The sequence below is a fragment of the Achromobacter sp. Root565 genome (assembly GCF_001427425.1).
GTDB lineage: Bacteria > Pseudomonadota > Gammaproteobacteria > Burkholderiales > Burkholderiaceae_B > Achromobacter > Achromobacter spanius_D.
In genome coordinates, this window is the sequence record NZ_LMGO01000001.1 from 303044 (window position 1) to 315627 (window position 12584).

The window sequence follows — 12584 nt, forward strand, 5'->3', positions numbered from 1 at the left end:
CGTTCAGGCCGGCCAGGCGGACACGGGCGTGTCCGGGTGCACCTTCATGATGCGGCAAGGCACCTGCACAAAATTTGAAATCCAGGCCGCGGCCAGTTCGCCTTCGTCAACGACGTCGATGGTTTGATCACCCACCAACATGCTGTAGCGCACGCTGTCGTCGTCTTCGATCACGTCCAGCGGAATGTCCATGCGCAGCATGCCCGGCGCCTTCAGCACCAGGTACCCGAGGCGCAGCTCTACCGACACCTCAGCCAGCCTGGGGCATAGCTCGCGGTTCAACCACTGCCCCGAATCATTGGCCACCAGCCATTGGCGGTGGTAGCCGGCCGCTTGCGTCTGCGTCGTCACGCCGCATTCGGCGATCGGTTGGAATTGGCCGTCGGTCATTTGCCCAGGAGTCCTTTCAAGGCCTTGTCCACTGCGGCGCCGCTCTTGCCCTTGCCGGTGACCGCTTCCCTGAGCTTGTTCTCCAGGCTGCGCTTCAAAATGCCGCCAATGGCGTCCTTCCAGAGCAACGTGTACGAGGGGTTGTCGAACGGGCCCTTGAAATGGACGGGAATGGTCACGTCCTTCAGGTCGATCAGTTCCTTGCCGTCGGGATTAGCCGCCGGGTTGATGACGCGCGCGCGCGCCACCAGATCCAGCTCACTCTTGACGAAGTCGATGGTGGCCGGATCGCCTTGCGTGACGCGCAGCAGCGGCGACACGAAGTTCAGGCGCTTCACCGTGGCGATGCCCTTGGCGATGGCGAAGTCCGCGTCCAGTTCCGAGAACTGCGTCTGCTTGGCAGTGTCGGCGTGAACCGTTTCGTTCTGCGCATCCGGCGAAAAGCGCGCCTTCAGGTCGCGCAACGTCTGCGTCAGGTCGATGCCCTTGACGGCGCCATCACGCAGCTTCAATTGCAGCGTGCCGCCCAGGCCGCTCTTCATCGCGTAGACGTTGGCGCCGCCAGTCTTCAGGTCCAGCGTCAGGTTGCCCGTGCCGCTCAGGACGTTGCGCTTGGCCAGGTCCACCAGCAGGGGTTCGATCGCGATGCCGGCCAGCGTCATCTTGGTGGCGATCTGATTGCCCTGCGCCGCGTCCACCGACAGCGCCCCCGCCAGCTTGCCGCCGTACAGGCCTGCCGCGAGATCGGAGATGTCGAGCTTGCCCTTGTCCAGCTTGACCGCCGCCGAGACTTCATCGGCCTTCAGGCCGCGCACGACCAGCTTGCCCACCTTCAGCGTGCCGTTGACGCTGGGGCCGACCAGCGCCGACAGGTTGATCGTATCGTCGACGGGCGCGGCGGGCGCCGGAGCCGGCGCGGGCTTGCTGTCGTCCTTCTTGCCGTCCGCGGGCGGCTTGGGCGGCGCGGCCACCACGGGCGGCACCAGCTTGTCCAGATCCAGCGTATCCACGGCCAGCGCAAACTTCATCTGCGGCGCCTCCGACAGCTTCGTGATGTCGGCGCTGAGGTCGAACTTGCCGCCTTCCAGCACGGCGTTGATCTTGCTGGTGGCCTGATCCTTGAGCAGGTCCACCGTCAGGCTGCCGATCACCGGAATCTGCAGGCTGCCCTTGGGCAGGCCGGGATCGGTGATGTTCACGTCGCCACGCAGCGCCGACATGGCGCCGCTGCGCATCAGCAAATTCAGGCTGAGCGGCGAGGCAAAGTTCAGCTTCACCACGCGTTCGCCCTTTTTGGACGTGCTGTCCAGCTTGGCTTCCTTGATGTCCAGTTCGCCGGCGTTGCCGCTGATGCCGTTCAGGCCGAAGCTGGCGTCCAGCCCGCTGATCCGCACCCGGCCGGTCAGGGCCTCGCCGGTGGCCGACGCGGGCGAGATATTGAGCGCCGGCGCATCGACAGCCAGTTCGAAGGGGCCATCGGCCACGCCGCCCTTGGCGCGCACGGCCAATTTTTCGATCTGGAGCTGGCTCTTGTGCGGGTCGATCGCCAGCTTGGGGATCGCCACGCTGGCTTCCACATTGGTCGCCTTGGCCGAGGGTTCGGTCACGTCGCCCTGGAACAGCAGTTCCAGGCCGCCCACGTCCAGCGCGGACTTTTGCCCGTTGAACGCCAGGTTGCCGCGCATCACCAGGCTCTTGGCCTCGGCGCCCGGCAGCTTGCCGTCCATGCGCAGGTCCAGCCGCTGGGCGGCATAGCGCTTGGCCGAAGGATCCAGCGTCAGCAATGCCTGGCCCGTCAGGTTGGCATCCACGCGCGGATAGCCGCCTTCGACGCGCGCGGTCATGCGCACATCGAACGGCTGATTGAACGTGACGCGGCCGGTGTTGGCGTTGATACGGGTAACCGCCACAGCCATGCCCGTTATCGCGTCCTGCATCTGCACTTCGCCGTCCTTCAGGTCCAGCCCGGCGATGTCGATCTGCATGTTGTTGCGCGACGGCGGCATGTTGCCGCTGGTGATCGCCTGCGCGGCGGTCTGGGCCGCGCCCACCAGGGCCTCGGCCGGATTGCTGGGCGCATCGGTGACCGGCTGCGTGCCGCCCACCAGATTGCTGAAATTGAACTGGCCCTGCTTGTCCCGCACCACGCGCGCTTTCAGCCCGCTGATGGCGACGTGGTCCACGACAAAGCTGTTGGACAGCAGCGGCCACACGGCCACGGCAAGCCGCGTGCTCTCGATGGAGGCAAACGTGTCCGTGCTATTGGGTTCGGACAGGGATACGCCCTGCACGTACAGGCCGATCCGCGGGAAGAGCGATAGCTCGATCTCGCCGTCGATCGTCAGCGTGCGCTGATAGCGTTCCTGGACAAGCTCTTCCAGCTTGTACTTGTACGCGTTGGGGTCGAATGTCAGCAAGAAGATGGCCAGGCCGACGACGGCCACGACAACCAACACTACCAGGCCTATCAAAATGCGCTTGAACCACGTTTTCATTGCTGCCCCGTCGGTACCTCGACTGGAAATCCTTGATACCGCCCACCGCGCGACGCGCGGGGAAGGTGCGTTGCCGGCGGAAGACCGCTGGCCTATTGAACTGTCTGCATTGCAGGGCTTGCCTTGCTGGCTTGCCTTTTCGGGCATGCCTTTGGGGCGTGTCCTCGCTCCTGCCGAGCCTGCGGCATTGGCGCCAAAGGAAGGTGCTACCGAGGAAGGCCTGCTGAGGACGCCGGTAATCCAGCGTGCAGATAACCGCTATCGTAACAAATCAGGCCGACAAGCGGGATCGGCCAAGCTGACGGCTTCCTGATCGACGGATTGTAGGGCTAGAATGATTGATCTATCAATTATTGATGCGTCCAACAATGTCCGCCCCCGCCCCCACTCCGCCACACTCGCCCGGCCAGATCCTGCCCTTTCGGCAAACCCTGCTGGCCATGCTGGGCATGTGCTTCGTGATGATGCTGGTCGCCATCGACCAGACCGTGGTGGGCACCGCGCTGCCGACCATCGTGGCGGAACTCCGGGGCTTCGAGCTTTACGCCTGGGTCGCCACGTCCTACCTGCTGACCTCGGTCATCACCGTGCCCATCTTCGGGCGGCTGGGCGATTACTACGGACGCAAACCCTTTGTCGTGGCCGCCATCGTGCTGTTCACCCTGGCCTCGGTCCTGTGCGGCGCGGCCGACACGATGCTCGAACTGGTGCTGGCGCGGGCGCTGCAAGGCATCGGCGGCGGCATGCTCGTCGGCACCGCTTTCGCCTGTATTCCCGATCTTTTCCCGGATCCCCACGTCCGGCTGCGCTGGCAGGTCATGCTCAGCGCCGCCTTCGGCATCGCCAACGCCGTGGGTCCCACCCTGGGCGGCGCCCTGACGGAACACTACGGCTGGCGCTCCGTCTTCTACGTCAACCTGCCCATCGGCATCCTGGGCCTCTGGTTCGTCGCCCGCTACCTGCCCCACCTGCGCAACCAGAGTCCCGGCAAGGTCCGGCTGGATTGGCAAGGCGCGATTTTGATCGCCGTGGCGCTGGGGACCATGCAGCTGCTCGTGGAACTCCTGCCCAAGGACGGTTTCACGCCATCCCTCGTGATGCTTGGCGCCGGCAGCATCGCCGCCTTCGCTGCTCTGATCTGGTGGGAGCGCCGCTGTCCCCATCCGCTGTTGCCGCTGGACATGTTCCGCAACCGCGGCCTGGCCATGCTCTTCACCCTGGCCCTGCTGGTCGGCGTGACGATGTATTCCCTGCTCTTCTACGCGCCCCTGCTCCTGCAAGGCGGCTTCGGGCTGTCGCCTCAGCAGGCGGGCCTGCTCATCACGCCCATGGTCGTCTTCATCACCGTCGGCAGCATCGTCAACGGCCGCATCATCACGCGCATCCGCAATCCCAACCGCATGCTGTACGCCGGCTTCCTCCTCATGGCGTTCTCGTGCCTGGGTATCGTCACTACCCACAGCTACACGTCGCACCTGCTGATCGGCGCCTACATGACGATGGCGGGCCTAGGGATGGGCTTCATCATGCCCAATCTCACCGTGTTCGCCCAACAGACCGCCGGCCGCAGCCACCTGGGCATCGCCACCGCGCTTCTGCAATCCTTGCGCATGATCGGCGGCATGCTGGGCACTGCCATCGTCGGCACCATGGTCAGCCACAGCTACTTCAGCGGCGTCGAGTCCACCCTGCGCGGCGCCTCCGCGCAGTGGCTGCCCAAGCTCAACGACCCGCAGATGCTGGTCAACCCGGCGGCCCAGACCGAGTTCCTGGCACAATTGGCCCATCAAGGCCAGGATGGAACGTCACTCATCGAGATCGCGCGCGTCGCGCTGGTGGGCGCCATTCACGAAGGGCAACTCATCGCCCTCGCCGTCGCCGTCTTCGCACTCTGGTGCGTGCGGCGCGTGCCCCTGGTGCAACTGGTCCGGCCATCCAAACCGGAGCCCGCCGGCGTCGGAGAGTAGCTTTTGCCCAAACAACAACAAGGCCTGCAAGTCATCCAGCACATGGGCCAGACGTATCGCGTGATGCAAAGCGCCTTCAGCAGCAAGGTGGGTCATGCGTTGCCGCGGTGGCGGATATTGCTGGCGCTGCATGAGAACGGGCAGTGCTCGCAGAAGCACCTGGCCGAGCGCTGCCGGCTGGACCCGGCGTCATTGACGCGGCAATTGCAGGCGATGCAGAAGCTGGGGTGGATTTCCCGGGCGGTGGATGCGGACGATAACCGGCTGACAAATGCCACGTTGACGGCTGCCGGACAGGCGGTGGTGAACGAGGCGTTGCCGAAGCGGGCTCAGTTTTTTGAGGAGTCGCTTAAAGGGCTGTCAGCGGCGGACGTGGATACGCTGAATCGGGTGTTGAGCGTGTTGGAGGAGAATTTTGTAAGGGCGGCGGGGGATCGAGGCAATTAGGTGCGGCCTTCGGTCACGAGATCAGCGGCAACCCGCCTCCATCCAAAAACAAAAACCCTCGGCCGGCCGGCGCGAGGGTTTTTGTTTTTGGCATTGCCCATCAGAGCGGGCTACACAGATTCTGTGTCCTGGCGGAATCAGACGAAGAACAGGAAGCCGACATCAAGGTCGAGACAGGCGAGGAAATCGAAGTCCTGCAACGGCTGATTGTCCGGCTGGAGCGGCTGCAAGTCGATCCGAAGATGGAGGCCGTCGTTCACTTTCTCGACAAGGAGAAGTGGCTGGAATTGGGTGTCATCATCTTCAGCCAGTACTACGACACGGCGAAGTGGCTGGCAGATTCGCTGGCGGCGCGCTACCCGGAAGAAGCGGTCGGCCTGTACGCAGGCGCGGGCCGTAGCCGCCTGTACCAGCGTGGCGACAGCGTGAGCGTCGAGCGCGAAACCTTGAAGCGCATGGTGGCCGAGCACCAGATTCGCGTGATGGTGGCGACCGATGCCGCGTGCGAGGGCTTGAATCTGCAAACCCTTGGCACGCTGATCAACGTCGATCTACCGTGGAACCCCACGCGGCTCGAACAGCGCATTGGCCGCATCAAACGCTTCGGCCAGCGGCGCGAAACCGTGGACATGCTGAACCTAGTGTTCGAGCAGACCGTGGACGAAAAAATCTACGAACGCCTGTCCGAGCGTATGAAGAACCGCTACGACCTCTTTGGCTCGCTACCCGACACCATCAAGGACGAGTGGATCGACGACATCGAAACACTCGGCGAGCGACTGGACGAGTACATCAACGCGCAGAAAACCGCGACAGGCTTCGACCTGCGCTACACCGGCACGATGATGCCGCCGGAGAAGGATTGGCGTGAGTTCACCGAAGTGCTATCGCGGCGTGATCTGGTAACGCTCATGAGTGCCGCATGGGGATAGCTCTCATCGCCAAGCATTGAGCTTCAAACGCTTACAGAGATTCGCCTCAGAGGCCCCGGCTGTCTACCGTACTGGGGGAAGTCCACACTGGGAGTCTGTTAGGTACGGGAAAACAGGGTAACCAGCGAACAATTACCCTGTTTATCCCATCATTTACCCCATTTCCAGGTCCAGCCTTCGGCAAAAGGCAAACGGCAAACGGCAAGGGAACGGCACTCAAGGGACAACGGCCCTATCCAGAAAAGGAAAAGGCCGTTCTGCCCACTCGCTGCTGCGATACCCGGCCAAATCGTCCCTATGCCGCGCCACTGCCCTCCGCTGCCTTCAGATAGTCCGCCCAGTCCTGCAACAACGTCCTTCTCTGATCCAGCAGCAGCGCCTTGTTGTACGTCGCCCGCACCTTGTTGCTTTCCACGTGGGCAAGCTGCCGCTCAATCGCATCAGGCCGGTATCCGTTCTCATTGGCCCAGGTTGAAAAGGTCGTCCGCCAGCAATGCGGCGTCGTGCCCCGGCCCAGGTTCATGTCGCGCATCGCGTAGGTGAGCCGGTTGGGCGTAGTGAAGCCCTTTCCGCTTCGGTGTGGAAACAGATAGCGCCCGCCACCCGTGATGTGCTGCAAGTCTTTCAGCACCGCTATGGCCTGCGTGGACAACGGACTGACATGGTCACGCCGCGCCTTCATCTTCGCCGCAGGCCGACGCCACAGTGCATCCTCAAAGTCGAACTCGTCCCATTCGGCATCCGCCGCTTCCCCTGGACGGCAGGCGGTCAGCGCAATCAGCCGCAGACACAACGAGGTTTCCGGATAGCCCCGGTAGCCGCGCAACTCCTGATAGAACTTCTGGATTTGCTCTCGCGTCATCGCTGCCTTGCTCTCGCTGAACGGCACGCGTAGCAGCCCGCGCAGGCTGGGAATTGGATTTGCCTCGACCAGCCCCCGCACCACCGCAAACTCAAAGATCGCCGAAAGATCACCTTTGACATGGATGGCCGCCCACGCGCCATGAGCCTTGCATTCCTCCAGTAACGGGCGAATCTGCTTCACGCCGATATCGCACATCGGCATCCCGTCGAACTTGGGCGACAGGTACTTCCTGAGGCGGGATTCTTTCGTGCGGTAGGAACTGAGCGCAAAGACAGGCTTGATCTCCGCCAGGTAAGCCTGCGCCACCTTGGCGAACGAGCTTTCCTTTGCGCGCTTGCGTTCCTCCAGCACTTCCAAGTTGCGCTGCTTGACCTGCTGCCGATCATGCGCAGGGTGGATACCTTGCTTGACCAAGGCACGCGCTTTCTCGCGGGCAGCGCGAGCCTCCGCAAGGCTTACTTGAGGAAAGCCGCCAATGGCAAAGAGGTTCTCCTTGCCTTGCAGGCGGTACTTCCACCGCCAAAGCTTGCCGCCGGTGGGCTTGACCAGCAGGAACAGGCCCCCGCCGTCTGAAAGTTTCCAGTCTCGATCAGTCGATTTGGCCGACCTGACCTTGAGGTCGGTGAGTAGATTTTCGGGCATCGTTGGACTCCACTGCGGGGAGATGTACCCCCACGGTTGAACACGAGTACCCCCAACGCTACCCCCGGATTTTTCAGACCTCGATGAACAATAGGAACGCTCAGCAGACCGTATTGTTTACGCAACCCATTGATTTCAAATGGGCCAACCTGTCCACCAAGCGCTACTGAGCGCCACCGAGATCCAGCAAAAATCGTCAGACGTTAAACAAGAAATTCATCACATCGCCATCCTGCACGATGTATTCCTTGCCTTCCGCGCGCATCTTCCCGGCTTCCTTTGCGCCCTGCTCGCCCTTGTACGTGATGTAGTCCTCGTACGAGATCGTTTGCGCGCGGATGAAGCCGCGTTCGAAGTCGGTGTGGATGACGCCGGCGGCCTGGGGGCCGGTGGCGCCGATCGGCACGGTCCAGGCGCGGACTTCCTTTACGCCGGCGGTGAAGTAGGTTTGCAGGCCCAGCAGTTTGAAGGCGGCGCGGATCAGGCGGTTCAGGCCCGGTTCTTCCATGCCCATGTCCTTCAGGAAGGCTTCGCGGTCGGCGTCGTCGAGGTCGACGATCTCGGATTCGATCGCGGCGCAGATGGCCACGACGGGCGCGTTGCGGGCGGCGGCGAATTCGGTCAGGCGGTCGAGCAGCGGGTTGTTGGTGAAGCCGTCGTCGGCGACGTTGCCCACGTACATCGCGCGCTTGGCGGTGATGAAGCAGAGCTGGGCGATGTCGGCCTTTTCTTCGGTGGTCAGGTCCAGCGCGCGAATGGGCTTGGCTTCGTTGAGCTGGGCGATGCACTTTTCCAGCACGGCGACGAGGCGTTGCGATTCCTTGTCGCCCGAGCGCGCGGTCTTCTGGTGGCGCTGCAGGGCCTTTTCGGCGGTCTGCAGATCGGCCAGGGCCAGTTCGGTTTCGATGACTTCGATGTCGGCGATCGGGTCGACCTTGCCGGCAACGTGGATCACGTTGGGATCTTCGAAGCAACGCACGACGTTGACGATGGCGTCGGTCTCGCGGATGTGCGAAAGGAACTGGTTGCCCAGGCCTTCGCCCTTGCTCGCGCCGGCGACCAGGCCCGCGATGTCGACGAATTCGACGGTGGCGGACAGGATGCGTTCGGGCTTGACGATTTCAGCCAGCTTCTGCAGGCGCGGATCCGGCACTTCGACAACGCCGACGTTGGGCTCGATGGTGCAGAACGGATAGTTCTCGGCGGCGATGCCGGCGCGGGTCAGAGCGTTGAAGAGTGTCGATTTGCCAACGTTGGGCAGGCCGACGATGCCGCATTGCAGAGCCATGGGAATCCTGTGTAAGTACGGTATTGAGCGTTAACGGCGTAGTTTACCCCGGCAGGGTGAAACGACGCCTGATGGGCGGGGGTGATGCGGCCCCAAAGTGGCCCCGATGTGGCGGCGCCGCGAGACTTAACCAGCCGCCGTCGGCGCGTAGCGCATGACCAGCCAGATCATCAGGATTGGCCCGGCATTGAAGACCGAATGCAGCAGGATCGCGGCCCCGATGCCCCGGCGAATGCGGATCCAGCCCAGCACCAGCCCTGTCAGCCACTGCGGCAGCACCAGCAGCGGCAGCAGCCAGTACGGGGTCTTGCTGTAGACGAAGTTGGTAAGGTGAACCGCTGCAAACGTCAGCGCGATCAGATGGAACACCACGCCGAAGTGCTGCAGGTAATACCTGCGCCAGCTCGTATCCCAGCCTTTCAGCGGCTCGGGACGCCGGCGCAGGCCCCACACCGCCAGCAGGATGAACGCAGCCAGCAGCAGGCCCGTCCAGAGCTTTGGCCCCCACAGCACGACGGGCACCAGCGCGGGAATGAGCCACAGCGCCTGGCGCGGCCGACGCAGGCCGTAGCGGAACAGCATCTCTTCGACCAGCGGCGCCCACAGCACCGCGGTCAGCCACGGAATGTTGTGGGGATCCAGGCGATGCGAGACGCCGCCCAATCCAGCCGCGACAACGGCCACTGGCCCGAGCGCAAAAAGATTGATGGCCCACAGCACCGCGGCCCAGGCCAACAGACGTCCCGGTCCGATGCCAGGCCACCAGTCGGCAAGCAGCCCGCTGCCCCCGGCGCGGTTCGGCAGGCGCGACAGCGGATGCGGACGGCGGAGGAAGCGCCAGAAGTCGGCGATCTCGCTGCGAAAGCGCATCTTTCCGGTGGGCTGGCCTTGTTTCATCAGGACTCGTTGCCGCTATGCAGCTGCCGGGTGGCGAGTGCGAAGTCGCCGGCCAGCATCGACGGCACGACGGCGCGGCAGCGGTCGATGACGGCTTCGATTTCCTTTTGCTCCTCGCGGCGCGGCGGGTGCAGGACGAAGTCGGCGACCTGTTGCGCCAGACCCAGCGTGCGCGGGTGGCCGATGCCGATGCGCAGGCGCCAGAAGTTGGGGCTGCCGAGCGCGGCCTGGATGTCCTTCAGGCCGTTGTGGCCGGCATGGCCGCCGCCTTGCTTGAGCTTGACCTGACCGGGCATGAGGTCCAGTTCGTCATGCAGCACCAGCACTTCCTCGGGCGTCAGCTTGTAGAAGCGCGCCAGCGCGCCGACCGCCTGGCCGGAACGGTTCATGTAGGTGTTGGGCTTGAGCAGCAGGATGTTGTCCGCGCCCAGGCGCGCTTTGGCGACCATGCCGAAAAAGGACTTCTCGAGCGCAAAAGAAGTGCGCAGATCGTCCGCCAGATGGTCGGCCAGCCAGAAGCCAGCGTTGTGCCGGGTGGTTTCGTAGTCGGGACCTGGATTACCCAGTCCCACGATGAGGCGTATGGGAGTAGACATGATGGGGGTGTTTAAACCAAAAAACCCTGCGCATGCAAATGCACACGCAGGGTTTCGGGCGTAAGCCGCGGGAAAGCCGCAAGGGCTTTCCTGCAGGACTTAGGCAGCCGGAGCAGCTTCTTCGGCGTCGTCGGCAGCGGCAGCGCCACCCTTGGTGACCGCGGCGGCCAGCAGGGGGTTGTCTTCACCGCCGTGGGGGACGTACGTCACGCCCATGGGCAGCTTGATGTCGGCCAGGTGGACCGAACCGCCAGCCAGCACGTCAGCCAGGTTGACTTCGATGAACTGGGGCAGAGCCGACGGCAGGCAGGTGATTTCCAGTTCGGTCGTCACGTGGCTGATGATGGCGCCGCTCAGCTTCACAGCCGGCGAGATTTCAGCGTTCACGAAGTGCAGCGGCACCTTGGTACGCAGGGCTTGGTTGGCGTCAACGCGCTGGAAGTCAACGTGCAGGACTTGCGGCTTGTAGGCGTGCCATTGAACCGAACGCAGCAGAACTTGCTCATCCTTGGCGCCTTCGAGCTGCATTTGCAGGATCGATGCGTGGAATTCTTCCTTACGCAGCGCGTGGTAGATCTCGTTGTGGTCGAGTTCGATGTTCAGGGGGGCAGCCGTACCACCATAAACAATGGCGGGAACGCGGCCCGCGCGGCGCAGGCGGCGGCTCGCACTCGAACCCTGGACGCTACGCGCAGTGGCAGTAAATTTCATGGATAACTCCGAAACAATAAAGGTGAAGCAACTTCACCGGTTGAATTCACGGCGCGCAAAGGGCGCGACGTGCTTGCTTGCGCCTTGCCGCGACCAGCGAGGCGCAAAGAACTGCAAATTTGGGCTGTGGCCCGATCAACGCCTACGCGTCAATCGACGAACAGCGAGCTGACCGATTCGGCGTTGGAAATACGCAGGATGGTCTCGCCCAACAGCGCGGCGCACGACAGCTGGCGGATCTTGCTGCTGGCCTGGCCTTGCTCGGAGAGCGGAATGGTGTCGGTGACGACGAGTTCGTCGAGTTCCGACGCTTCAATGCGGTCGATGGCGCCGCCCGAGAGCACGGGGTGCGTGCAATAGGCGTAGACGGCGCCGGCGCCGCGGTCCTTCAGGGCCTGGGCCGCCTTGCACAGCGTGCCGGCGGTGTCGACCATGTCGTCCATGATGATGCAGGTGCGGCCGTCGACTTCACCGATGATGTTCATCACTTCCGACACGTTGGCGCGCGGACGGCGCTTGTCGATGATGGCCAGGTCGGCTTCGAGCTGCTTGGCCAGCGCGCGGGCGCGAACCACGCCGCCGATGTCCGGGGACACCACGACCAGGTTCGAGAAATTGCGGCGCCAGATGTCGCCCAGCAAGATCGGACCGGCGTAGATGTTGTCCACGGGAATGTCGAAGAAACCCTGGATCTGGTCAGCGTGCAGGTCCATGGTCAGGACGCGGTCAACGCCAGCCACTTGCAGCATGTTGGCCACGACCTTGGCCGAGATGGCCACGCGCGCCGAACGCGGGCGGCGGTCCTGGCGGGCATAACCAAAGTAGGGAATCGCGGCGGTGATGCGGCCGGCCGACGCGCGGCGCAGGGCATCGACCATCACCATGATTTCCATCAGGTTGTCATTGGTGGGAGCACAGGTGGGCTGCAGGACGAAGACGTCCTTGCCGCGCACGTTCTCGTTGATCTCGACCATCACCTCGCCGTCCGAAAAACGACCGACGGTCATCTTTCCCAGGGACATGTCGAGGTGGTTGACTACGTCCACGGCCAGCCGAGTGTTGGCGGTGCCCGTGAAAATCATGAAGCTATCGTTTGCCATGATGGATGATGCGATGGTCGTTTGAGACACTAACGATTGATGCGGGTGAGACACCTGCGGGGTGATACCTGGTGCAGCGCGTTCAACTTGCACCAGCGAATCCGGAAAATAAAAAAGCTGCTGAACCCGGGCCAGTGTCTTACAGGCGTGTTCAACAGCTTTTTTATGTATTCGGTTGGCTGGGGAGGAAGGATTCGAACCTTCGCATGCCGGAATCAAAATCCGGTGCCTTAACCAGCTTGGCGACTCCCCAA

12 protein-coding genes and 1 tRNA gene are annotated in these 12584 nt (G+C 63.1%); 4 read left to right on the forward strand and 9 right to left on the reverse strand.

All coding sequences use genetic code 11. The features are described 5' to 3' along the window. Window positions 1-3 precede the first annotated feature (3 nt). Together ASD71_RS01390 and ASD71_RS01395 are read right to left on the reverse strand one after the other, a co-directional pair. Window positions 4-390 (reverse strand): MOSC N-terminal beta barrel domain-containing protein, encoded by a 387-nt coding sequence (locus ASD71_RS01390; protein WP_056558883.1) that lies wholly within the window; start codon window positions 388-390, stop codon window positions 4-6. After that, entirely contained in the window at window positions 387-2885 is a 2499-nt protein-coding gene (locus ASD71_RS01395) for an AsmA family protein (RefSeq protein WP_056558886.1), read from the reverse strand. The genes ASD71_RS01390 and ASD71_RS01395 overlap by 4 nt, the downstream gene beginning before the upstream one ends. On the opposite strand from ASD71_RS01395, the gene ASD71_RS27865 reads away from it, so the two are divergent. From ASD71_RS27865 to ASD71_RS01410, 4 genes are all read left to right on the forward strand, one after another. Continuing rightward, window positions 2869-3198 carry a hypothetical protein gene (locus tag ASD71_RS27865; RefSeq protein WP_156395052.1) on the forward strand — a complete coding sequence of 110 codons (330 nt, stop codon included), beginning with the start codon at window positions 2869-2871 and terminating at the stop codon, window positions 3196-3198. The genes ASD71_RS01395 and ASD71_RS27865 overlap by 17 nt on opposite strands. Window positions 3199-3253: 55 nt before the next feature. Further along, window positions 3254-4852 (forward strand): MDR family MFS transporter, encoded by a 1599-nt coding sequence (locus tag ASD71_RS01400; protein WP_056558889.1) that lies wholly within the window; start codon window positions 3254-3256, stop codon window positions 4850-4852. A gap of 3 nt (window positions 4853-4855) precedes the next feature. Beyond that, window positions 4856-5299, forward strand: a complete 444-nt coding sequence (locus ASD71_RS01405; protein WP_056558892.1) for a MarR family winged helix-turn-helix transcriptional regulator — start codon at window positions 4856-4858, stop codon at window positions 5297-5299. A gap of 242 nt (window positions 5300-5541) precedes the next feature. After that, on the forward strand, window positions 5542-6231 hold the full coding sequence (locus ASD71_RS01410; RefSeq protein ID WP_056558894.1) for a C-terminal helicase domain-containing protein: 690 nt from the start codon (window positions 5542-5544) through the stop codon (window positions 6229-6231). Between the two features lie 295 nt (window positions 6232-6526). Here the strand turns inward: ASD71_RS01410 and ASD71_RS01415 are convergent, their stop codons facing one another. From ASD71_RS01415 to ASD71_RS01445, 7 genes are all read right to left on the reverse strand, one after another. Next, window positions 6527-7738: a site-specific integrase gene (locus tag ASD71_RS01415; protein ID WP_056558897.1), complete on the reverse strand. Its 1212-nt coding sequence runs from the start codon at window positions 7736-7738 to the stop codon at window positions 6527-6529. A 196-nt stretch (window positions 7739-7934) separates the two neighbouring features. Beyond that, complete coding sequence (gene ychF / locus ASD71_RS01420) at window positions 7935-9026, reverse strand: redox-regulated ATPase YchF (protein WP_056558900.1); 1092 nt, start codon at window positions 9024-9026, stop codon at window positions 7935-7937. Window positions 9027-9152: 126 nt separating this feature from the next. Next, window positions 9153-9923: a type II CAAX prenyl endopeptidase Rce1 family protein gene (locus tag ASD71_RS01425; protein WP_056558903.1), complete on the reverse strand. Its 771-nt coding sequence runs from the start codon at window positions 9921-9923 to the stop codon at window positions 9153-9155. Further along, on the reverse strand, window positions 9923-10519 hold the full coding sequence (gene pth, locus ASD71_RS01430; RefSeq protein ID WP_056558906.1) for an aminoacyl-tRNA hydrolase: 597 nt from the start codon (window positions 10517-10519) through the stop codon (window positions 9923-9925). The genes ASD71_RS01425 and pth overlap by 1 nt, the downstream gene beginning before the upstream one ends. A 99-nt stretch (window positions 10520-10618) precedes the next feature. Then, on the reverse strand, window positions 10619-11230 hold the full coding sequence (locus ASD71_RS01435; RefSeq protein ID WP_056558908.1) for a 50S ribosomal protein L25/general stress protein Ctc: 612 nt from the start codon (window positions 11228-11230) through the stop codon (window positions 10619-10621). Between the two features lie 149 nt (window positions 11231-11379). Next, window positions 11380-12330, reverse strand: coding sequence for a ribose-phosphate pyrophosphokinase (locus ASD71_RS01440; protein ID WP_056325372.1), 951 nt, complete (start codon window positions 12328-12330; stop codon window positions 11380-11382). Between the two features lie 176 nt (window positions 12331-12506). Next, window positions 12507-12583: transfer RNA gene (locus ASD71_RS01445), tRNA-Gln, on the reverse strand. Window position 12584: the final 1 nt, after the last annotated feature.